Origin of the sequence: Streptomyces sp. NPDC059567 (assembly GCF_042735655.1) — a bacterium.
GTDB lineage: Bacteria > Actinomycetota > Actinomycetes > Streptomycetales > Streptomycetaceae > Streptomyces.
Window position 1 is genome coordinate 19431 of the sequence record NZ_JBHWBS010000067.1, and the last position, 22227, is coordinate 41657.

18 protein-coding genes and 1 pseudogene are annotated in these 22227 nt (G+C 72.7%); 5 read left to right on the forward strand and 14 right to left on the reverse strand.

Translation table 11 applies throughout. The features are described from left to right. Positions 1-324 precede the first annotated feature (324 nt). Both ACFVZW_RS25560 and ACFVZW_RS25565 read right to left on the reverse strand, forming a co-directional pair. Complete coding sequence (locus ACFVZW_RS25560) at positions 325-951, reverse strand: NUDIX domain-containing protein (protein ID WP_384525496.1); 627 nt, start codon at positions 949-951, stop codon at positions 325-327. An 87-nt stretch (positions 952-1038) separates the two neighbouring features. After that, positions 1039-2688, reverse strand: a complete 1650-nt coding sequence (locus tag ACFVZW_RS25565) for a CTP synthase (RefSeq protein WP_329122247.1) — start codon at positions 2686-2688, stop codon at positions 1039-1041. A gap of 401 nt (positions 2689-3089) precedes the next feature. On the opposite strand from ACFVZW_RS25565, the gene ACFVZW_RS25570 reads away from it, so the two are divergent. The 3 genes from ACFVZW_RS25570 to ACFVZW_RS25580 all read left to right on the forward strand — a co-directional run bounded on the left by ACFVZW_RS25570 (position 3090) and on the right by ACFVZW_RS25580 (position 8139). Next, positions 3090-4892 carry a glycoside hydrolase family 15 protein gene (locus ACFVZW_RS25570; protein WP_329122246.1) on the forward strand — a complete coding sequence of 601 codons (1803 nt, stop codon included), beginning with the start codon at positions 3090-3092 and terminating at the stop codon, positions 4890-4892. 69 nt (positions 4893-4961) lie between these two features. Further along, the gene (locus tag ACFVZW_RS25575; protein ID WP_384525500.1) at positions 4962-6350 is read left to right on the forward strand and encodes an FAD-binding oxidoreductase; all 1389 of its coding nucleotides are present in this window, start codon (positions 4962-4964) and stop codon (positions 6348-6350) included. A gap of 166 nt (positions 6351-6516) precedes the next feature. Beyond that, positions 6517-8139 carry a PucR family transcriptional regulator gene (locus ACFVZW_RS25580; protein ID WP_384525503.1) on the forward strand — a complete coding sequence of 541 codons (1623 nt, stop codon included), beginning with the start codon at positions 6517-6519 and terminating at the stop codon, positions 8137-8139. Positions 8140-8162: 23 nt separating this feature from the next. Here the strand turns inward: ACFVZW_RS25580 and ACFVZW_RS25585 are convergent, their stop codons facing one another. The 6 genes from ACFVZW_RS25585 to ACFVZW_RS25610 all read right to left on the reverse strand — a co-directional run bounded on the left by ACFVZW_RS25585 (position 8163) and on the right by ACFVZW_RS25610 (position 14319). After that, entirely contained in the window at positions 8163-9248 is a 1086-nt protein-coding gene (locus tag ACFVZW_RS25585) for a glycosyltransferase family 4 protein (RefSeq protein ID WP_384525506.1), read from the reverse strand. Between the two features lie 90 nt (positions 9249-9338). Then, positions 9339-10103 carry a hypothetical protein gene (locus ACFVZW_RS25590; protein ID WP_384525509.1) on the reverse strand — a complete coding sequence of 255 codons (765 nt, stop codon included), beginning with the start codon at positions 10101-10103 and terminating at the stop codon, positions 9339-9341. 246 nt (positions 10104-10349) lie between these two features. Then, positions 10350-12077 carry a DNA repair protein RecN gene (recN, locus tag ACFVZW_RS25595; RefSeq protein ID WP_384525542.1) on the reverse strand — a complete coding sequence of 576 codons (1728 nt, stop codon included), beginning with the start codon at positions 12075-12077 and terminating at the stop codon, positions 10350-10352. A 136-nt stretch (positions 12078-12213) separates the two neighbouring features. Next, positions 12214-13125, reverse strand: a complete 912-nt coding sequence (locus ACFVZW_RS25600; RefSeq protein WP_384525512.1) for an NAD kinase — start codon at positions 13123-13125, stop codon at positions 12214-12216. After that, positions 13122-13937 carry a TlyA family RNA methyltransferase gene (locus ACFVZW_RS25605; RefSeq protein ID WP_384525515.1) on the reverse strand — a complete coding sequence of 272 codons (816 nt, stop codon included), beginning with the start codon at positions 13935-13937 and terminating at the stop codon, positions 13122-13124. The genes ACFVZW_RS25600 and ACFVZW_RS25605 overlap by 4 nt, the downstream gene beginning before the upstream one ends. A gap of 7 nt (positions 13938-13944) precedes the next feature. Beyond that, positions 13945-14319 (reverse strand): hypothetical protein, encoded by a 375-nt coding sequence (locus ACFVZW_RS25610; RefSeq protein WP_384525518.1) that lies wholly within the window; start codon positions 14317-14319, stop codon positions 13945-13947. Between the two features lie 42 nt (positions 14320-14361). Between ACFVZW_RS25610 and ACFVZW_RS25615 the strand changes: the two genes are divergently transcribed. Beyond that, positions 14362-14709 (forward strand): SCP2 sterol-binding domain-containing protein, encoded by a 348-nt coding sequence (locus tag ACFVZW_RS25615; RefSeq protein WP_329122222.1) that lies wholly within the window; start codon positions 14362-14364, stop codon positions 14707-14709. Here the strand turns inward: ACFVZW_RS25615 and ACFVZW_RS25620 are convergent. The 4 genes from ACFVZW_RS25620 to ACFVZW_RS25635 all read right to left on the reverse strand — a co-directional run bounded on the left by ACFVZW_RS25620 (position 14698) and on the right by ACFVZW_RS25635 (position 18768). Continuing rightward, a complete protein-coding gene (locus ACFVZW_RS25620; RefSeq protein WP_384525521.1) occupies positions 14698-15558 on the reverse strand; it encodes an ABC transporter ATP-binding protein in 861 nt (286 codons plus the stop codon). The genes ACFVZW_RS25615 and ACFVZW_RS25620 overlap by 12 nt on opposite strands. Next, the gene (locus tag ACFVZW_RS25625) at positions 15555-16589 is read right to left on the reverse strand and encodes a FecCD family ABC transporter permease (protein ID WP_384525524.1); all 1035 of its coding nucleotides are present in this window, start codon (positions 16587-16589) and stop codon (positions 15555-15557) included. The genes ACFVZW_RS25620 and ACFVZW_RS25625 overlap by 4 nt, the downstream gene beginning before the upstream one ends. Then, a complete protein-coding gene (locus ACFVZW_RS25630; protein ID WP_384525527.1) occupies positions 16586-17641 on the reverse strand; it encodes an iron chelate uptake ABC transporter family permease subunit in 1056 nt (351 codons plus the stop codon). Before ACFVZW_RS25630 ends, ACFVZW_RS25625 begins: the two co-directional genes overlap by 4 nt. A gap of 74 nt (positions 17642-17715) precedes the next feature. After that, positions 17716-18768: an HAD hydrolase-like protein gene (locus tag ACFVZW_RS25635; RefSeq protein ID WP_384525530.1), complete on the reverse strand. Its 1053-nt coding sequence runs from the start codon at positions 18766-18768 to the stop codon at positions 17716-17718. Between the two features lie 95 nt (positions 18769-18863). Between ACFVZW_RS25635 and ACFVZW_RS25640 the strand changes: the two genes are divergently transcribed. Beyond that, entirely contained in the window at positions 18864-20150 is a 1287-nt protein-coding gene (locus ACFVZW_RS25640; RefSeq protein WP_384525533.1) for a DUF1015 domain-containing protein, read from the forward strand. 60 nt (positions 20151-20210) lie between these two features. Here ACFVZW_RS25640 and ACFVZW_RS25645 read toward each other — a convergent pair whose 3' ends face one another. Both ACFVZW_RS25645 and ACFVZW_RS25650 read right to left on the reverse strand, forming a co-directional pair. Beyond that, complete coding sequence (locus ACFVZW_RS25645) at positions 20211-20960, reverse strand: hypothetical protein (protein ID WP_384525537.1); 750 nt, start codon at positions 20958-20960, stop codon at positions 20211-20213. 198 nt (positions 20961-21158) lie between these two features. Next, positions 21159-22073 (reverse strand): annotated as a pseudogene (locus tag ACFVZW_RS25650) (hypothetical protein); the annotation flags it as partial. Between the last annotated feature and the right edge of the window lie 154 nt (positions 22074-22227).

Genomic DNA, 22227 nt, shown 5'->3' on the forward strand with positions numbered 1-22227 from the left:
ACCGATCCCGCGGGGGTCTCCGCACGGGCGATCCCGAGCGTAGTTCAGGGCACGTGCCTCACCCGGCGGGGCAGCGCGGACAGATCCCCCGATCGGATCAGCAGATGTTCAGACCGGCACCCCGTTGTGAGCGATCGTTCCGCGGGGCGGAACGGGTGGGCACAACGGCAACGGCGCCCTTGCGGGCGCCTCCGTCCCCTGCCCCTGCGTTCACCCCGAGGACCCTGCCCGCGCGGCGGACTCGGTGCACAGGGGCCCATGAGCGGAACGCGCCCGCATGGGCACCGCCCCGTGCGCCCACCCGTCCCGCCGCCCGCCCGAGGGCTACGCCTCGAACGGCCGCGCCGGCCAGGGCGCGTCCGCCGGGCGCAGCGCGTCGACGCCGTCGGCCGCGCGGGCCGCCGTCAGCGAAAGGACGCCGACGACCAGGCAGTTGTTGTGCAGCTCGCCCGCCAGTACGCCTCGTACGAGGTCCGCCAGCGGGACCCGGGCCACCTCCATGTCGGCCTCCTCGTCCGAGACCTCGAAGCGTTCGCCCTCCGCCTCGGACAGGTGGCGCGCCAGGAAGATCCGTACCGCCTCGTCGCAGCCGCCGGGCGTGGTGTAGACGTCGGCCAGGACACGCCAGTCCTCGGCCTTGACGTGCGCCTCCTCGTACAACTCCCGCTGTGCGGCGTGCAGCGGGTTCTCCCCCGGTACGTCGAGGAGTCCGGCCGGGATCTCCCAGAGCTTCTGGCGCACGGGGTGCCGGTACTGCTTGAGCAGCAGCACCCGGTCCTGGTCGTCGAGGGCGAGCACCGCCACCGAGCCGGGGTGGACCTGGTAGTCGCGGCGGGCGACCGTGCCGTCGGGCATGACCACGTCGTCCGTACGGACACTCGTCTTCTTTCCCTGGAACGGGGTCGTCGTCGCGACGACCTGCCACTCCTCCGGGGTGTCCTGCAACTCCATCTGCGTCCTCCCACACACGAGCCACACACGAAAGCCGGGGTACGGGTCCCGACAGGACCCGTACCCCGGCAACGTTAACGCCTTGTACTACTTGCCCGTCTTGCGCTCCACGGCGGCCTTCACCAGGCCGGCGAAGAGCGGGTGCGGACGCGTCGGACGCGAGCGCAGCTCCGGGTGGGCCTGGGTCGCGACCAGGTACGGGTGCACCTCGCGCGGGTACTCGACGTACTCGACGAGCTTGTTGTCAGGGGACGTGCCCGAGAAGACGAGGCCCGCCTTCTTCTCCAGCTCCGCGCGGTAGGCGTTGTTCACCTCGTAGCGGTGGCGGTGGCGCTCCTCGACGTACGGCTGGTCGGCGTAGACCTCGCGGACGATCGAGCCCTCGGCGAGCTTCGCCGGGTAGAGGCCCAGGCGCATCGTTCCGCCCAGGTCGCCGGCGCCCTCGACGTACGCGAGCTGCTCCTCCATCGTCGAGACGACGGGGTGCGCGGTGGCGGCGTCGAACTCGGTGGAGTTGGCCTCCGGGATGTCGGCCAGGTTCCGGGCGGCCTCGATCACGATGCACTGCAGGCCGAGGCAGATGCCGAGCAGCGGCACCTTGTTCTCGCGGGCGTACTGGATCGCGCCGATCTTGCCGTTGACACCGCGGTCGCCGAAGCCGCCGGGGATCAGGATCGCGTCGACGTCACCGAGCTGCTTCGCCGCGCCGGCCGGGGTCTTGCAGTCGTCGGAGGTGACCCACTTGACCTTGACCCGCGCCTTGTTGGCGAAGCCGCCGGCGCGCATGGCCTCGGTGATCGAGAGGTACGCGTCGGGCAGGTCGATGTACTTGCCGACGAGCGCGACGGTGACCTCGTGCTCCGGGTTGTGGACGCGGTCCAGCAGGTCGTCCCAGGTGGACCAGTCCACGTCGCGGAACGGCAGGTCGAGCTTGCGCACGACATAGGCGTCCAGGCCCTCGGTGTGCAGCACCTTGGGGATGTCGTAGATCGACTTGGCGTCGATGGCGGCGACGACGGCGGCCTCGTCCACGTCGCACATCAGCGAGATCTTGCGCTTGATGGCGGTGGGGACCTCGCGGTCGGCGCGCAGCACGATGGCGTCCGGCTGGATACCGATGTTGCGCAGCGCGGCGACGGAGTGCTGCGTCGGCTTGGTCTTCAGCTCGCCGGAGGGGCCGATGTAGGGCAGCAGCGAGATGTGCACGACGAAGACGTTGTCGCGGCCGACCTCGTGACGGACCTGGCGGACGGTCTCCAGGAACGGCAGAGACTCGATGTCGCCGACCGTGCCGCCGACCTCGGTGATGACGACGTCCACGTCGTCGGTCGCCATACGGCGGATCCGGGACTTGATCTCGTTGGTGATGTGCGGGATGACCTGGACGGTGTCGCCGAGGTACTCGCCGCGCCGCTCCTTGGCGATGACCTGCGAGTAGACCTGGCCGGTGGTGACGTTGGCCGAGCCGTCGAGGTCGACGTCGAGGAAGCGCTCGTAGTGGCCGATGTCCAGGTCGGTCTCGGCGCCGTCGTTGGTGACGAACACCTCGCCGTGCTGGAAGGGGTTCATCGTGCCGGGGTCGACGTTCAGGTACGGGTCGAGCTTCTGCATCGTGACCCGCAGGCCCCGCGCCTTGAGGAGCGCACCCAGGCTGGAGGCGGTCAGGCCCTTGCCGAGGGAGGAGGCGACACCCCCGGTGACGAAGATGTGCTTGGTCGTCGTGGTTTTGGGCGGCATCGCCAAGAGGGGGCTCCCGTGGTCGCGTTCTGGAGGTGCGTTCCGGCGTCCCCTCCGGAAGAATCGGGGGGTGCCGTCGCTGCGGTTGCGGGGGCTCGGCTGTCGCCGTTTCCCACCGGTCCACGGGGTACCAGGGTATCAGCGACATCGGGAGACCGCTTCCGGCCACACGGGGCAGTCGGGTGCACACGGACGGCGACAAGCCTCCGCCACCCGGCCGCACCGGGGTGGTCTCGGCGTCAAGCCGTGCTCACCCGATCGGCGCAATGGCGTTACAAGTAAGTGCTGCTCCGCGTCGTATCCTGCTCGGACACTCGCCGCCGATCGTCAACATCAGTTGACCGCCGATCTGTAGCAAGCGCCCTGCGGGGCGGACGTGGCCGTTCGACTGGAGAGAGCACGTGGCCGGGCGCATCGAGGATTACGCACTCATCGGGGACATGCAGACCGCCGCCCTCGTCTGCCGGGACGGCAGTGTCGACTGGCTGTGCCTCCCCCGCTTCGACTCACATGCCGTCTTCGCGGGGCTCCTCGGCACGGAGGAACACGGGTTCTGGCGGGTCGGTCCGGCCGTGCCGAACGGCGCCGCCCCGGCACCCGCCGACCGCCGTCGCTACCGCGGCGACTCGCTCATCCTGGAATCCGAGTGGGACACCCCGCGCGGCACGGTCCGGGTGACCGACTTCATGCCCCCGCGCGACGGCGCGCCGCAGCTGATCCGGATCGTGGAGGGCGTCTCGGGCCGGGTCCAGATGCGCTCCGCGCTGCGGATGCGGTTCAGCTACGGCCGGGTGGTGCCATGGGTCCACAAGGTCGGGGACCGCACGGTCGCCGTCGCGGGTCCCGACTCGGTGTGGCTGGACATGGACGCCGAGACGCACGGCAAGGACCTGACGACGTACTCGGACTTCACCGTCACCCCGGGCGACCGCGTCACCTTCACGATCAGCTGGCAGCCCTCGCACAAGGAGCCGCCCGCCCTGCCGGACCCGGAGGGTTCGCTGGAGGCGACCGTCGACTTCTGGCGGGAGTGGGTCGAGCACTGCACGTACCACGGCCCGTACCGGGAGGCCGTCGTCCGCTCGCTGATCACGCTGAAGGCGCTGACGTACGCGCCGACCGGCGGCATCGTCGCGGCACCGACCACCTCGCTGCCGGAGGAGATCGGCGGCGTACGGAACTGGGACTACCGCTACACCTGGCTGCGCGACGCGGCGATCACCCTGTCGTCGATGCTGCGCACCGGCTACCGCGAGGAGGCCCGCGCCTGGCGGGACTGGCTGCTCCGCGCGGTCGCGGGCGACCCGGAGAACCTGCAGATCATGTACGGGATCGCCGGTGAGCGCGAGCTCGGCGAGGCGGAGCTGGACTGGCTGCCGGGGTACGAGAACTCGGGCCCGGTCCGGGTGGGCAACGGCGCCGCCAACCAGCTCCAGCTGGACGTCTACGGCGAGGTCACCGAGGCGCTGCACCTGGCGCACATGACGGGCCTGTCCCGCAACGACTACGCCTCGCTGCTCCAGCTGAAGCTCATCCGCTACCTGGAGACGCACTGGAACCAGCCCGACGAGGGCATCTGGGAGGTGCGCGGCCCGCGCCGGCACTTCGTGCACTCCAAGGTCATGGCCTGGGTGGCGGTCGACCGCACGATCAAGCTGATCGAGTCCGGGGACGCCGACGGCCCGCTGGAGCGCTGGCGCGAGCTGCGCGACGACATCCACCGGGACGTCTGCGAGAAGGGCTACGACAAGGAGCGGAACACCTTCACGCAGTCGTACGGCTCCAAGGAGCTGGACGCCTCGCTGCTGCTGATTCCGCAGATGGGGTTCCTGCCGCCGGACGACAAGCGGGTCATCGGCACGATCGAGGCGATCCAGCGGGAGCTGTCCACGGAGGACGGCTTCGTGCTGCGCTACCCGACCGCGGGCGAGGAGGCCGGCGTGGACGGCCTGGAGGGCGACGAGGGAGCCTTCCTCGCCTGCTCGTTCTGGCTCGCCGACGACCTGGCGATGATCGGGCGCGTGGACGAGGCCCGCAAGCTCTTCGAGCGGCTGCTGGCGCTCCGCAACGACCTGGGTCTCCTCGCCGAGGAGTGGGACCCGCGGCTGCAGCGGCAGGTGGGCAACTTCCCGCAGGCGTTCAGCCACGTTCCGCTGATCGACACGGCGCTGCGGCTGACGGCGAGCGGCGCGTACGGCGGCTGAGGCGCGGGAAAGGGCGCCCCGGAATACGCTGAGAGAGTCCTGTCCCCCCGAGGAAAGGGGGGCTTCCCCATGGCTCCCCAGCACACCGTCCCGGACAGCGCCCTGACCGGACTCCGCGAGGATCTGGCCGGTGAGGTGTACGTTCCCGGCGATCCGGGATACGACACGGCCCGGACGATCCACAACGGCATGATCGACCGGCGTCCGGCGGTCATCGCCCAGTGCGAGACGGCGGAGGACGTCTCCAACGCGGTCCTCTTCGGCCGGGAGACCGGGCTGCCGATCGCGGTGCGCGGCGGCGGGCACAGCGTCGCCGGGACCTCCGTCGTCGACGACGGTCTCGTGATCGACCTGCGCCGGATGCATGCGGTCGTCGCCGACCCCGAGCACATGACGGTACGCGTCGAGGGCGGCGCGCTCATGAGCCATCTCGACCACGCGTCCCAGCCCTTCCATCTGGCCACCACCGGTGGTCGGGTGTCGACGACCGGGGTCGGCGGCTTCACGCTGGGCGGCGGATCGGGGTGGCTGGAGCGGAAGTTCGGGCTGGCCTGCGACAACCTCCTCGCCGCCGAGCTGATCACCGCCGAGGGCAAGCATGTGCACACGGACGGCGGGGAGAATCCGGAGCTGTTCTGGGCGCTGCACGGCGGCGGCGGGAACTTCGGCGTGGCGACCTCGCTCACCCTGCGGCTGTACGAGCTGCCGGAGATGAGCATCGCGATGCTGTTCTTCATGCCCGAGTCGGCGCCCGAGGTGATCCGTACCTTCCGCGATCTGGCGGCCTCCGCCCCGGACGAGGCGGGCGGCGGGGTCATCTACTTCCCCGCGCCCCCCGAGCCGTTCGTCCCCGAGCATCTCGTCGGCGAGCTGCTCTGCGCCACCCTGTTCACGTACGCCGGTCCGGTCGCCGAGGTCCGCGAGCTCTGCGCACCGCTGTTCGCGCTGAAGCCCGTGATCGAGGTCGTCACGGACATCGGGTACGCGGATCTCCAGTGCATGATCGACGACCCGCCGGGGCTGCGGAACTACTGGTCGGCGGAGTATCTGAGCGAGTTCCCCGACGCGGCCGTGGACCTCTTCTGCGAGCGCGCGCAGAAGATCCCCATGCCCACGGCCACCCAGCACGTGCTCTTCATGATGGGCGGCGCGCTCGCGGCCGGGCCGGCCGACTATCCGATCCCGTGGCGTTCGGCGCCCTGGGCGGTCCACCCGTTCGCGACCTGGGAGGACCCGGCCGACGACGAGCGGACGAGGCAGTGGGTACGGGACGTGCGGGCCGACGCGGAGCCGTGGTCGACCGGAGCCGTGTACCTCAACTTCATCGGCTCCGAGGGCGAGGAGCGGGTCGTCTCGGGCTTCGGCGCCGAGAACTACCGACGGCTCGCGGCGGTCAAGGCCACGTACGACCCCGACAACGTCTTCCGCTTCAACCACAACATCACACCGGCGTCCTGAGCCCTCGGCGGAGAGCATCGTCCGGGGTGACACAGGACACAATCGACATGCGGTCACGCAATTGGCGCGTCGGGTCGACGAGTTGTCGCCCCGGCGGACGAACTGTCCAGTCCCGTGACCGCCGGGTGATGTCGCTCGAACAGGGACGGAGGTAGCGTCCGGCTCCATGGAGAATCAGGGCGGGATCACCGTGCAGCGGGCGCTGGAGCTGCCCGGACTGCGCAGCGGGCTCCCGGAGGTCGTCGCCGGCGCGGACCGGCTGCACCGTACGGTGCGCTGGGTGCATGCGGGCGAGGTCCCGAACATCGCGTCCCTGCTCAAGGGCGGAGAGCTGCTGCTGACCACGGGCCTGGGCCTCGGCACGCGCCCGGCGGAGCAGCGGGCGTTCGTACGGCGCCTCGCCGAGCGGGGCATCGCGGCGCTGGTCGTGGAGCTCGGCCCGCGCTTCTCGCGCCTGCCGGCGACGATCGTGGAGACGGCGCGCTCCGCGGGCCTTCCGCTGGTGCAGCTGCACCGCGAGGTGCCCTTCGTGGCCGTCACGGAGGAGATCCACACCGAGATCGTCAACGGCCACTACGCGCTCCTCCGGCAGGCGGAGGAGGTGCACCGGCAGTGCACCGAGGCGCTGCTCGGCGGGGGCGGGGTGCCGCAGGTCCTGCGCATCCTGGCCGACTTCACCGCGAACCCGGTCTTCCTGGAGACGGCGGACGGACAACTGCTCTACGCGGCGGGCACCGAGTCCGGCCCGGCGGACCCGCTCCAGGTGTGGGACGGGCTGCGGGGCCAGCGGGCGGCGCGGGAGTCGGGCCCGCCGACGGGCGCGGTCCTGGTGGACGTGCCCGGCGGCGGACCGGGCACCGGCTCGGTCCGGGCCCGTCTGGTGCTGCTCGCGGTCTCCGGCCCGCTGTCCGCCGTCCATCGGATGGCGGCGGAGCGGGCGGCCGGGATCCTGGCCGTCGTGCTGATGCAGGCCCGGCAGGAGGAGGAGCTCGCGGCCCGGGGCCGCGGCGACTTCCTGACGGATCTGGCGGAGGGCCGGATCACGGCGGAGGACGCGCCGGCGCAGGCGCGGGTGCTGGGCTTCCGTCCGGGGGACGGTCCGCTGCTGCCCGTGGTGATGCGGCTCGCCTCCGAGCTCTCCCCCTCGGGGAACTGGGCGCTGCTGGCGCGGGCGGTCCTGGAGGAGCTGTCGTCGGTGGGCGTCCCGGTGCTGCTGGGTGTGCGCCCGGTGGAGGGGCGGGTGCCGCTGCTGCTGGGCCTGCGCTCGGAGTCGGAGCGTACGGCGGTGGCCGACCGGGTCGCGGCGGCGCTGCGGGCGGGAGTGGAGCGGGCCGGTCTCGAAAGGGCCGGGGCGCACGCGCCGGTGGTCGTGGTGGGCATCGCGGGCGGCTGGGCCGCGGCGTCGGCGTCCCTGCGGCACGCGGGCGAGACGGCGACGGCGGCGCAGGGCCTCTCGGACCGGCCCTGGTACGACGCCCGGCGCCTGGACATCGACCTGCTGCTGTGGCGTCTGCGGGAGCACCCGGACCTGGCGGCGTTCGTGGACCGCGCGATCGGCCCGTTGCGGGACCACGACCGGACCTCGCGCCCGCCGCTGCTCCCGACCCTGGAGACCTATCTGGCGCACGCGGGCCGCAAGGCGGAGACGGCCCGCGAACTGCATCTGAACCGCCAGACCCTCTACAACCGCCTGGCCCGTATCTCCGAGCTCCTCGGCACGGACCTGGACGACCCGCAGACGGTCCTGGCCTTGTCGCTCGCGCTCCGGGCGAGGCGCCACACCTCGTAGGGCACGGCCGCTGCCGGACCGCCTTAGCGGCGGTCCGACAGTTCGTCGTACACGCTCAGGACGTGCGCGATCGTCTCGTCCTCCGTCGGCCATGTGCCCGCCTGCACCCGCCCCGCGGCCGCCAGGTCCATCCGCCGGTCCACGTCCGCCAACAGCCCCCGCACCGCCTCCGCCAGCGCCGCCGCGTCCCCCCACGGCACCAGCTCCGCCGCGTCCCCGACCAGTTCGGGCACTCCACCGACGGCCGTCGCGACCAGGGGAACACCGAGCCGCAGCGCCTCCTGTGCCAGTGGGGAGCGGGCCTCCCAGCGCGAGGTCAGGACCGCGACGTCCGCCGCGGCCAGCAGCTCCGCCACGTCGTCGCGGCTGCCGATCAGCCGGACCGCGAGCCCCTCGGCCTCGATCCGCCGCTGCATCGCGGCCCGTTCGCGCCCCTCTCCCGCGATGACGAGCAGCGGCTGCGGGTCCAGGTCCCGCCACACCCGCGCCGCGTCCAGCAGCATCCCGTACCCCCGCTCGGGCACCAGCGCGCCGACGGCCATCAGCAACGGCCGGTCCACCGCGCCCAGTTCCGCCCGCGCCTTGCCGTCGTGGAGGCAGACCGGTGCGCGCGAGGCGGGGACCGTGACCGGTGCGAGCCGGGCGTCCCGTGCCCCGCTCCGCCGCGCCCGGTCGACGAGTTCGGAGGAGGTGCCGAGGACGACGGCGGCCGCCCGCGCGGTCCTGCGCTCAAGGAGACGCAGCAGGCCGCCCCGCGCGCCGTCCACATGGCTGCGGGTGTGCCAGGTCGTCACGAGCGAGGGCGTCCGTACCCCACCCGACAGGGCGAGCATCGCCCGCACGGAGGCATGCAGCCCGTGCGCGTGCACGACGTCCGCGCCGATGCAGGCATTGCGGAGCGCCGCGACCGTCGCGGGGTCGTTGCGGCGCGGAACGGGCACGAAGTGCGCGCCGGCGCCGATGAAGTCGTAGGCGCGGTCGAGTTCGGCCGGGGCGCACACGGTCACCCGCACGCCCCTCGCCACGAGCCCCGAGGCAAGTGATCGGACGTGAGCGCTACTGCCCGCGCTGCCGCCGCCCAGCACTTGGACCGTACGGAGCTGTGTCACGCGCCCAAGGATGCCAGCCCGTACGCACGTTCCGGCACCGAAGCCGCCTCGTTCCGGTGTCCGAGCCCTCAACTCGCCGGGCGGTATCACTCACATGGGTGAGCGCGCGAGGTCACTGAGCCTCTCGCCGCACGCCGCCGCGGCGATGAGCCCGGCCGCGTGGACGGCGAGTCCGAACCGCCCGTTCCCGGCGGCGATCGCGCTGCCGACGGCCGCTCCGAGCGCGTGGGCGCCCGTGTCGCCGAGCATCGTGCGCTCACCGAGGTCCTCGGTGAGGACGGCCGCCGCGGCGGCCATCGGCGCGGCGGCGAGCGATCCGCGCAGGAGTCCGGGCGCGCCGAGCCCCAGTACCGTCAACGCGGCGCGACCGGGGGCCACGTCCACGAGGTTGACGAGGTGCGCGGTCCCCGCGATCACCACACCCGCCAGGACCTTGTCGACCGGACGCTCCTTCAGGAGCGCCCCGGCCACGAGTCCGGCCGCGCCGATCCCGAACAGCTTCACGGCGCCGCTGGTGACCTCACCGTGCCGCAGGGCGTCGAGGTGCGCCCGGAAGCCCCTGCGGTGGTCGCCCTTCACATCGTCGTACGCCCCGCAGGCGCCGGCGGCGAGGACGGCGAAGGCCGCGGGTCCTCCCCCGGCCTTCGGCCCGCGGGACCCCGAGCTCGCTGTACTCACCGCGGCCAGCGCGGTCCCGACGGCGGTCGCCGGACCGGCGTACAGATCGACGCTCCGCCCGGCGTGGTTCTCCCGCCGCCACCGCTCGTCGTCCCGACGCCGCAGCCCGGCGTAGAGCGCCCGGCTCACGCCCGCGGCCACGGCGAAGGTCCCGGCCCTTCCCAGCTTCCCGATCATGGGCCCAGCCTAGGGTGGAGGTCGACGACGCCCCGCGCCAGGGGGAACCCACCCCCGTCCGCGCGCCCGCCCGGTTCCTCCGGACACGGCCCCGCTGGGGCGGCGCACCGCCGGCTGGAAGCACGCGGCGCGGATGAACCCGGGCATGGTGCTCGACGGCAGCCGCGCCGGCGCCGCGGGCGGCAGCGGGCCACCCACGGTGTGGCGACCGGCGCCGGGTCCACGACCCGCCCAGCCCCGGACCCGTCAGGCGTCCGCCCGCGCCGTCGCCAGCAGTTCCTCCGCGTGCGCCCGGGCCGTCTCCGAGTCCTCCTGGCCGGCCAGCATCCGCGACAGCTCGCGGACCCGGTCCTCGCCCTCCAGGACGGTGACACCGGACCGGGTCACGGACCCGTCGTTGGTCTTCTCCACCAGCAGCTGCCGGTCGGCGAACGCCGCGACCTGCGGAAGGTGCGTGACGACCACGACCTGCGCCGACTTGGCGAGCTTGGCGAGGCGGCGGCCGATCTCCACGGCCGCCTTGCCGCCGACGCCCGCGTCGACCTCGTCGAAGAGATACGTCGGAACCGGGTCCGTACCCGCGAAGACGACCTCGACGGCCAGCATCACCCGGGACAGCTCACCACCGGACGCGCCCTTCGCGATCGGCCGCGGCGGTGCGCCCGGGTGCGGGGCGAGCAGCAGCTCGACCTCGTCGGCGCCGGACGGCCCGTACGCCACGCTCCGCCCGCCGACCTCGACGCCCGAAGCCTCGTCGACGGACTCCGTCTGCCGGATGTCGAAGGACACGCGCGCGTGGGGCATGGCCAGCGAGGCCAGCTCGGCGGTGACGGCGTCGGCGAACCGGGCCGCCGCCTCCGTACGGGCGTCCGTGAGCGCCTGCGCGAGCGCCGACAGCTCGGTCCGCAGCGCGTCCCGCTCGGCCGTCAGCTCGCCGACCCGGTCGTCGTCGCCCTCCAGCTCGGTGAGCCGGGCCACGCTCTCCTGCGCCCAGGCCAGCACGGCGGCGACGTCCGCGCCGTACTTCCGGGTCAGCTGGGTCAGCGCCGCGCGCCGCTCCTCGACGGCCGCGAGCCGGCGCGGATCCGCGTCCAGGTTGTCGGCGTACCCGGCCAGCTCCCCGGCCACGTCGGCGAGCAGGATGGAGATCTCCCCCATCCGGTCCGCGAGCGCGGCGAGCGCCGGATCGTGCGACCGTACGGCCTCCAGGGCCCGCCCCGCGCCCGCGACCAGGGTCGTCGCGTCGACGGCCTCCGGGTCCTCGGGCTGTCCGGCGAGCGCCGCATGCGCCAGGGCGGCGGCGGAGGCCAGGGCCTCGGCGTGACCGAGCCGCTCCGCCTCCGCGGCAAGCTCGGTGTCCTCGCCCGCCAGCGGCTCGACGGCCTCGATCTCGCCGAGCCCGAAGCGCAGCAGATCGGCCTCCTGGGCCCGTTCCCGCGCGCGTGTGGTGATCTCGTCCAGCTCGGCGACGACGGCCCGCAGCCGCCGGTACGCCTCCCCGTACGCGGCCAGCGGTACGGCGACGGCCTCGCCCGCGTACCGGTCCAGGGCCCCGCGCTGCCGGGCCGGCTTGAGCAGGCCCTGCTGGTCGGTCTGGCCGTGCACGGCGACGAGTTCGTCGGCGAGTTCGGCGAGCAGGCCGACAGGCACGGAGCGCCCACCGAGATGGGCGCGCGAGCGCCCCTCGGCCGAGACCGTCCGGCTGACGAGCAGCGCGCCGTCGTCGAGCTCGGCACCCGCCTCCACCGCCCGTGCGGCGGCTCCCGCGCCCTCGGGCAGCGTGATCCGCCCCTCGACGACGGCCGAGCCGGCGCCGATCCGCACCAGGGCGGGGTCGGCGCGCCCGCCGAGCAGCAGCCCCAGGCTCGTGACGACCATGGTCTTGCCCGCACCGGTCTCACCCGTCACCGCGGTGAAACCGGGCGACAGCTCGACAACAGCGTCGTCGATGACCCCGAGCGACCGTATCCGCATCTCCTCCAACACGGGCTAGACCTTACGAGGTCGAGGCCCGGCTGTGCGACGGCCCCTGCCGGAACCGTGCGAACGCCCAGGTCGGGAATGCGTTTGTCACCCGTGGGGGTGGGGAGTCGGGGGCCGCCCCGGCGCCTCAGTGCGGCGCGCCGCGCCACCCCGACACCGGCAGGGCGAACTTCGCCACCAGACGGTCCGTGAACGAGGCGTGGTGCAGCCGGGCCAGCCGTACGGGCACCTCGCCGCGCCGCACCTCCACCCGTGCCCCGGAAGGGAGTTCCACCGTCCGCCGGCCGTCGCACCACAGCACGCCGTGCGGGGTGTGCGGCTCGACCTCCACCGTGAGCACCGACTCCGGCGTCGTCACCAGCGGCTTCGCGAACAGCGCATGCGCCCCGATCGGGACCATCAGCAACGCCTCGACCTCCGGCCAGATCACCGGTCCGCCCGCCGAGAAGGCGTACGCCGTGGAGCCCGTCGGGGTCGCGCAGATCACGCCGTCGCAGCCGAATCCGGTGACCGGCCGGCCGTCGATCGCTATCACGACCTCCAGCATCCGTTCCGGGGAGACCTTCTGCACGGCGGCCTCGTTCAGGGCCCAGTCCCGGTGCAGTACGTCGCCGTTCTCGTACACGACGACGTCGAGGGTCATCCGCTCCTCGACCTCGTACGCGCGCGTGACGACCCGGTCGACGACCTTGTCGAGGTCGTCGCGCTCGGCCTCCGCGAGGAAGCCGACGCGCCCCAGGTTGACGCCGAGCATCGGCACGCCGGACGCCCGGGACAGCTCCGAGCCGCGCAGCAGCGTCCCGTCACCGCCGAGGACGACGAGCAGCTCGCAGCCCTCGAGGGCGTCGGTACAGGCCTCCGGCACCTTCTCCACGGACGGCGGCAGCGGCAGGTCGGCCGCCTCCGCCTCCAGGACACGGACGCCGATCCCGCTGCGCAGCAGCCCGAGGACGACGAGTTCGGCGCTGCGCACGGCGGCCGGCCGGCCGGTGTGCGCGAGCAGGAAAACGGTGCGCTGTGCTGCTGTCGTTGAGCTCAACGAGGTCCCTCCGCCACGGCGCGGTCGACATCCGCCGGATCCAGCGCGGGCGCCCCTGCCCGCAGCCACAGAAAGTACTCGACGTTGCCGGAGGGCCCCGGCAGCGGGCTCGCCGTCACACCCAGCACCCCGAGCCCGAGCTCGGCGGCCTGGCGCGCCACGTTCCGTACGGTGTCCGCGCGGAGCTCGGGGCTGCGGACGACTCCGCCGGTGCCGAGGCGCTCCTTGCCCACCTCGAACTGCGGCTTGACCATGAGCACGAGGTCCGCGTCGGGGGCGGTGCAGCGCGCGAGGGCGGGCAGCACGAGGCCGAGCGGGATGAAGGAGAGGTCGCCGACGACGAGGTCGACCGGTGTTCCGTCGATCGCTTCGAGCGTCAGCTCACGGACGTTCGTACGGTCCTTCACGGTGACGCGGTCGTCGCTCTGCAGCGACCAGGCGAGCTGGCCGTAGCCGACGTCGACGGCGACGACGTGCGCGGCGCCGGCCCGCAGCAGGACGTCGGTGAAGCCGCCGGTCGACGCTCCCGCGTCCAGCGCCCGCCGGCCCTCGACCTTCAGCCCCCGCGGCACGAACGCGGCGAAGGCGCCGGCCAGCTTGTGGCCTCCGCGCGAGACGTAGTCGGGGTCGGCGTCGTCCTGGGCCACGACGATGGCCGCGGCCGTCTCGACCTGGGTGGCGGGCTTGGTCGCGACCGTCTTGCCGACGCTCACCCGCCCGGCGGCGATCAGCTGGCTGGCGTGCTCGCGCGAGCGGGCGAGCTTGCGGCGTACCAGCTCGGCGTCCAGACGGCGGCGTGCCACTCCTGCCACGTTCGGTTCAGCTCCTGTGGTTGTACGAGGGGGTCGGTCCGGGGCCGGGTGTCGGTCCGGGGCGGTCGGCGTCGAGCGAGGTCAGCTCGGAGCGCAGCCCACGGTGTACATCCTCGTACACCTCCAGGTGTCCGTCCGCCGGGAGGTGGTCCGCGTCGACGAGCCGCTCCAGGAGAGCGTCCACGGCGGGACGCCCGGTCGGGGCGCGCTCCACGCCGAGGGGCGCGGGCGCGGCGGGCTCGTACGCTGCCTCGTCGTCCCCGGCCGGCGTTCCCTGCTCGTCCGGGCCCGGACGCACGTCGAGGCCCGGACGCCCGTCCGTCCCGGCGCCCGGCGTCCCGTCCGACCCCGCGGCCGGCGTCCCATCCGTCACGTCGCTCATGCCCCGACGCTATCGCGAAGCCCTGGGGTACGGTCGATCACAATGGCGACGATCACGGAGTGCCGTAGCGCACTCGACAAACTTTCGGACAATCTCTCGCGCGCGGACGGCGAGGTGCGCAGCGCCGCCGCGCTCGACCGCACCCTGAGCTGCCACATCACGGACCTGGACACCACGTTCACCGGCCGTCTCGCGGACGGCCGGATCGAGGTCCGGGACACGGTGGCGGGCCCGCCGCCCGCCAAGGCGCAGATCCGGCTGGCGATGACCGGCGACGACCTGGTGGCGATGGTGAACGGCGAACTGAACTTCGCGAAGGCCTGGGCCTCCGGCCGGGTCAGGCTGGAGGCCGGCTTCCGCGATCTGCTCCGGCTGCGCTCACTTCTTTAGCGCGGGCTCCTGCTTCTCGGCCCGGGCCTTCCGCCCGGCGGGCACCACCAGCGGCGTCCCCGTCTCGGGGTCGTCGATGACCTGGCAGCGCAGCCCGAAGACCCGCTCCACCAGCTCGGCGGTGACGACCTCGGCCGGCGGGCCCTGCGCGACCACCTCGCCGCCGCGGACGGCGATGAGGTGGGTGGCGTACCGGGCGGCGTGATTGAGGTCGTGCAGGACGGCGACCAGGGTGCGGCCCTGGTTCTCGTGCAGCTCGGCGCACAGGTCGAGGACGTCGATCTGGTGCTGGATGTCGAGGAAGGTCGTGGGCTCGTCGAGCAGCAGCAGCGGGGTCTGCTGGGCGAGCGCCATCGCGATCCAGACCCGCTGGCGCTGGCCGCCGGACAGCTCGTCGACGTACCGCTCCGCCAGCTCGGCGACGCCCGTCGCGGCCATCGACTCCTGGACGATCCGCTCGTCCTCCGGCGACCACTGGCGCAGCAGCCCCTGGTGCGGGTAGCGGCCGCGGGCCACCAGGTCGGCGACCGTGATGCCGTCGGGGGCGATGGAGGACTGGGGCAGCAGGCCGAGCGTCTTGGCGACCTTCTTCGCGGGCATGGTGTGGATGGTCTGCCCGTCGAGGAGTACCCGCCCCTGGGACGGCTTGAGCATCCGGGACAGGGCGCGCAGAAGGGTCGACTTGCCGCAGGCGTTGGGACCGACGATGACCGTGAAGGAGTTGTCGGGGATCGCCACGGACAGGTCGCGGGCGATGATCCGCTGGTCGTAGGCGAGGGTGACCGACTCCGCGCTGAGCCGCTGGGTCTGACCGTCCATGGAGGTGCTCCTGAGATCCTTCGCGTTCATATCCGTCCCGCCTTGCGTTCGTTGACCAGCAGCCACAGCAGATAGCAGCCGCCGAGCACGCCGGTGATGACGCCGACGGGCAGCTGCCGCTCGCCGAAGGCGTTGGTCGCGATCCAGTCGGCGATCAGCAGCAGCGCCGAGCCCATGAGGGCGGAGGCCGCGAGGTTGGGGCCGGGCGAGCGGGTGAGCCTGCGGGCCAGTTGGGGCGCGCTGAGCGAGACGAAGACGATGGGGCCTGCGGCGGCGGTCGCGACGGCGACGAGCACCACGGCGGAGCCCATCAGCACGATGCGGGTCCGCTCGACGTTCACACCCAGGGCGTACGCGGCGTCGTCGCCCATCTCCAGCATCCGCAGCGCCCGTCCGTGCCCCAGGACCAGCGGGACGAGGACGCAGCTGACGGCGAACAACGGCCAGAACTGCGCCCAGTCGCGCCCGTCGAGCGAGCCGGTCATCCAGACCGTGGCGCGGGTCGCGTCGACCAGGTTGGCCTTGGTGATGAGGTAGTGGATGACGGCGGTGAGCATGGCGGCCGCGCCGATGCCGACGAGGACGAGCCGGTAGCCGTGGATCCCGCGCTTCCAGGCGAGCAGGTAGATCGCGACGCCGGTGATCAGGGCGCCGACGACGGCCCCGCCGCTGGCGGCCATGGCGCTGCCCTGGGAGAGCACGATGACGCCGAGCGCGCCGACGGTCGCGCCCTGGCCGAAGCCGATGACGTCCGGACTGCCGAGCGGGTTGCGGGAGATGGACTGGAAGACGGCTCCGCCGATGCCCAGCGCGGCACCGACGAGGACGGCGACGAGGACGCGCGGCAGCCGCAGGTCCATGACCGCGAACTCCTGGACGGCGGTGCCGTTGCCGAGGAGGGTCGCGACGACGTCGCCGGGGGCGATCGGGAAGTCGCCGCTGCCGATGAGCACGACGGCGGCCGCGAGGGTGAGGGCGAGCAGCCCGGCCATGGAGAGGGCGGCGCGGGGTGCGTAGCGCAGGGAGAGCCCGTCACCGGTCCGTAGCGTCTTGGTGGTCACAGCTGGGCCATCCTCTTGCGGCGGACGAGGCGGATGAAGACGGGTCCGCCGATCAGCGCGGTGACGATGCCGACCTGGAGCTCCGCGGGGCGGGCGACGAGCCGGCCGATCACATCGGAGCCGAGGAGAAGGACGGGCGAGAGGACGGCGGCGTAGGGGAGGATCCAGCGCATGTCGGGGCCGGTGATGGCCCGTACGAGATACGGGACCATCAGCCCGAGGAACACGATCGGCCCGCATGCGGCGGTCGCCGCGCCGCACATCAGCGTGACGGCCGCCATGGCGATCACGCGGGTGCGGTTGATGTCGGCGCCGAGAGCGCGGGCGGTGTCGTCGCCCATCTCCATGGCGTTGAGGGGCCGGGCGATGAGCAGGGCGAGCACCACGCCGACGAGGATGAACGGTGCCACCCTCCGCACGGTGTCCATGTCGGCGGAGGCGAGCGAGCCGACGGTCCAGAAGCGCAGCCGGTCCAGGGCGGCGGAGTTCAGGAGCTGGACGGCGTTGACGTAGCCGTAGAGCGCGGCGGTGGCGGCGGTTCCGGCGAGCGCGAGGCGTACGGGGGTGGAGCTGCGGCTGCCACCGAGGACGTACACGACGACGGAGACGACGGCGGCGCCGGCGAACGCGAACCAGATGTAGTCGCTGACGTCCGTGACCCCGAGGAACGCGATCGCGGAGACGACGGCCGCGGCAGCGCCTGCGTTGACGCCGAGCAGGCCGGGTTCGGCGAGCGGGTTACGGGTGAGGCCCTGCATCACGGCCCCGGAGAGGCCGAGGGCGACGCCGACGAGCAGCCCGAGGAGCGTGCGGGGGACGCGTACGTCATGGATGATGACGTCGTTTCCGACACCGGTGTTCTGGAACAGCCCGTGCCACACATCGCCGAGCGGCACCGGTTTGGCGCCGATCATGACGCTCAGGACACAGACCAGCAGCAGGACTCCGACGGCCACGGCCAGACCGACGGCGCGCACGGAATTCCGGCGCGTCGGCGTCTGGTCAGGGCCGGTCGGATCCGCGCTCGCTCGGGAGGGACTCTCGACCAACACGGCAGTTAGGTTAGCCTACCCTGCTATCGACGTTCGATCCCTGTTCGCAGGTCAGGCCCCTGGTGCGGGGCCCGTCACAGCCCCAACCGCTCCAGCGCCTTGCCCGCGTCCAAGCCGCACGTCCCCGCCCCGGCCTCCGTCCACGCCGCCGCGCACAGCGCCCGCACCCCGTCCAGAGCGGGCCCCTCACCGTCCAGGACGAGCTCGCCACCGCGCGCCTCGGCCGACCAGCCACCGCAGACATAGCCGCCGTGCACCCCGACCACATCCGGCTGCCCGGTCAGCAACCCCCGCAGATCCGCGTCCACATAGGTCGGCCGGTGCTCCGGCACCGCCGCGAGCAGCTGCGGCAGATCCGTCACCCCGGTCAGCACCAGCAGCGAGTCGACACCCCCGTTGAACGCGCCCTCGATGTCCGTGTCCAGCCGGTCCCCGACCACCAGCGGCCGCTCCGCCCCCGTCCGCAGCACCGTCTCACGGTGCATCGGCGGCAGCGGCTTCCCCGCGACCTTCGGCTCCACGACACCGCCCGTGGCGATCCGTACGACCTCCACCGCCGCCCCGTTCCCCGGCCCGATCCCCCGCGCCCCCGGAATCGTCAGGTCCGTGTTCGAGGCGTACCACGGCACCCCGCGCGCCACCGCGTAGCTCGCCTCCGCGAACCGCCCCCACGGCAACTCCGGCCCCCCGTACCCCTGCACCACAGCGGCCAGACCGTCCTCGTCGGCCGACTCCACCGGCACCAGACCCCGCTCCCGCAGCGCCACCCGGAGACCTTCCCCACCGATCACCAACACCCGCGACCCGGCGGGCACTTCATCGGCGATCAGCCGCGCCACCGCCTGCGCGGACGTGATGACGTCCCCCGCCTCCGCCGGCACCCCCAGTTCGGTCAGATGCGCGGCCACCGCGTCCGGCGTCCGCAGCGCGTTGTTGGTGACGTACGCGAGATGCATCCCGCCGGCCCGCGCCACGCCCAGCGCCTCCACCGCATACGGGATCGCCTCCCCGCCCGCGTACACCACACCGTCCAGATCGAGCAGTGCCGTGTCGTACGCCTCGCTCAGCGCCCGCTCGCTCCCACCCGGCCGAAACCTGCCCTGCCGACCCCGGACGCCGTCACCCATGACCTCGTACTCCTCTTACACCAAAACGAAACGATCACGTCACTCCCCGTCTCCCCCGATCATCGCTCATCGCCACCCCCACTTACGATTGCGTAATGAACACCTCAGGTCCCGCGGCCGACGACGTCCGCGCCGACGGTCTGCACATGGTCCCGTTCCGAGGACTGCGCTATGTCCCCGAACGGGTCGGCAGCCTGGCCGCCGTGACCTCCCCGCCGTACGACGTCGTCGTACGGCCCGACGGACTGCACCACCTCGAGTCCGCCGACCCCCACAACATCGTCCGGCTGATCCTGCCGCAGGCGATCACCGCCGGCACCCGCCACCGCAAGGCCGCCGTCACCCTCGACCGCTGGCTCGCCGACGGCGTCCTCGCCCCCGACCCCGAGCCCGCGCTCTACGTGTACGAGCAGAGCGGCGACGGCATCCTGCAGCGCGGCATCATCGGCGCCCTGGAACTCTCCACCCCCGCCGAAGGCATCGTGCTCCCCCACGAGGACGTCATGCCGCACGTGGTCGAGGACCGCGCCGCGCTGATGCGCACCACGGCCGCCAATCTGGAGCCGCTCCTCCTCACCTACCGCGGCGAGGGCGACGGAGCCGCCGAGGTCATCGAGCGCACCGTCCGGCGCGAGCCCCTGCTCGCCACGACCACCGAGGACGGCTTCAGCCATCGCCTCTGGGCGGTGACCGACCCCACGGAGCTCGCGGTGGTCTCCGCCTCCCTCGCGGAGCACCAGGCGCTGATCGCCGACGGCCACCACCGCTGGGCGACGTACCTGCGGCTGCGCGAGGAACACACACAGCCCAGCCCGTGGAACTACGGCCTCGTCCTCCTCATCGACACGGCCCGCTACCCCCTCCGGGTCCGCGCCATCCACCGCCTCCTCAACCGCCTCCCCGTCGCGGACGCCCTCGCGGCCCTCGGCGACGGCTTCCGCGTCCGCCGTGTCGAGGGCCCCCTGTCGGCGGCCATGGAGTCCCTGGAGTCCGCCACGGCCGACGGCAACGCCTTCGTCCTGGCCGGCGACGGCGCCTTCCACCTTCTCGACCGACCCGACCCGGCGCTGCTCGCCCGTACGATCCGCGCGGACCGCCCCGAGGCGTGGCGCACGCTGGACGCCACGGTCCTGCACTCCACGCTCCTCGACCATGTCTGGCACATCCCGGACGCCCCCGAGGAGATCAGCTACATCCACGACACCGAGGCCGCCGTCGCCCAGGCCGAACGCCGGGGCGGCACGGCGGTGCTCATGCATCCGGTACGGGAGGACGTCGTACGGGACCTGGCCCGGCAGGGAGTCACCATGCCCCGCAAGTCGACCTCCTTCGGCCCGAAGCCGGCCACGGGCCTGGTCCTCAGAAGCCTGGCGCTGGACTGAGCGCACGAAAAAGGGCGGCACCCCCGGAGGGGTGCCGCCCTTTCACGCACTCACACGACGTCAGGCCTTGAGGTCCGTGTCGTCGTCCTCGTTCTCGTCGTCCTCGTCAGCCTCGTCGCCGAGGTCGTCGGCCGCGTCGGCCTCGTCGTCGGCGTCGGTCTCCACGACGTCATCGGACTCGTCGTCCAGCTCGTCGATGGCGTCGACGAACTCGACGCCGTCGAGCTCCGCGAGCCGGTCGGAGGCGTCGGTGGCCCCGTCCTTGTCCGACTCCACCGTCTTGGCGAACCACTCACGGGCCTCGGACTCGCGCCCGGCCGCGAGCAGCGCGTCGGCGTAGGCGTACCGCAGGCGGGCGGTCCACGGGTGGACGGCGGTGGACGCGAGCTCGGGGCTCTGCAGGGTCACGATGGCGGCGTCGAGCTGCTCCATGTCCCGGCGGGCGCCGGCGGCGACGAGCCGCATCTCGACCTGCCCGGCCTTGTCCAGCTTCTGCACCTCGGGCTCACCGGCCATGGCGAGGGCCCGCTCGGGCCGGCCCATGCCGCGCTCGCAGTCGGCCATCACGGGCCACAGCTCGACACCACCGGTCATCCGCCGCGCGGCCCGGAACTCGGCCAGCGCCTCGGAGTACTTCTGCGTCGCGTACGCGGCGAAGCCGGCGGCCTCGCGGACGGCGGCGACACGGGAGGCGAGCCGGAGGGCGATACGGGAGTACGCGTACGCCTGCTCGGGGTCCTCGTCGATCAGGTTGGCGACCATCACGAGGTTGCGCGCCACGTCCTCGGCGAGCCCCTTGGGCAGGCTCATGAGCTCCTGGCGCACGTCCTGGTCGATCTCCTCGCCCGTGACGTCGTCCGGGATCGGCAGACGCTTGATGGGCGCGCGGTCCGGCCGGTCGCGGTCGCGGTCGTCCCGACGGCCGTAGCCACCCCGGTCGTCGCGACCGCGGTACCCGCCCCGGCTGTCGTCGCGCCGGTCGTCACGGCGGAAGCCACCACCGCGGCTGTCGTCGCGACGGGGTCCACGGGGACGGTCGTCACGGCGGTCGTCACGGGGACGATCGTCACGGCGGAAGCCGCCACCACGGTTGTCGTCACGACGGTCGTCGCGCGGACGCTCGTCGCGACGCTCATCACGGCGGAACGACGGCCGCTCGTCACGACGCTCATCACGGCGGAACGACGGCCGCTCATCACGCCGGTCGTCCCGACGGAACGACGGACGGTCGTCACGGCGGAAGCCACCGCCACCACCACGGTTGTCGTCACGGCGGTCATCACGCGGACGGTCGTCACGGCGGAACGAGGGACGGTCGTCACGGCGGTCGTCGCGGGGACGGTCGTCCCGACGGAAACCGCCGCCACGGGTGTCATCACGGCGGTCATCGCGACGGAAGCCACCGCCACCACCACGGTTGTCGTCGCGACGGTCGTCCCGACGGAAGCCACCGCCACGGTTGTCGCCACCGCGGTTGTCATCGCGACGGAAACCGCCACCGCTGCCGCCACCGCGGTTGTCGTCACGACGGTCGTCGCGGCGGAACGAGGGACGGTCACCGCCGCGGTCGTCACGGCGGAAACCGCCGCCACCGCCGCCACGGGTGTCATCACGGCGGTCATCGCGACGGAAGCCACCGCCACCGCCACGGTTGTCGTCACGGCGGAAGCCACCGCCGCGGTTGTCATCACGACGGTCGTCACGCGGACGGTCGTCGCGGCGGAAGCCGCCGCCACTGCCGGCTCCGCGGTTGTCGTCACGACGGTCGTCCCGACGGAACCCGCCGCCACCACGGTTGTCGTCACGGCGCGGCCCACGGAAGCCGCCCCGCTCGCCACCGTCCCTACGACGCGGCTCGCGCTCCGGACGATCGTCGGGAGAGTTGGTGGACATCGGCGTGACTCCTGTCTTCGGGTACTGCAGTCATTCTCGCGCAGTCGGCACCCCGACGCGCTTCGAAAAGTTCATGGAAAAACAAAAGGACCCTTGGTCCCAGCGTGAACGCTGGGACCAAGGGTCCTGAAAGATTGTTCGGCGGCGTCCTACTCTCCCACAGGGTGCAGTCTGCAGTACCATC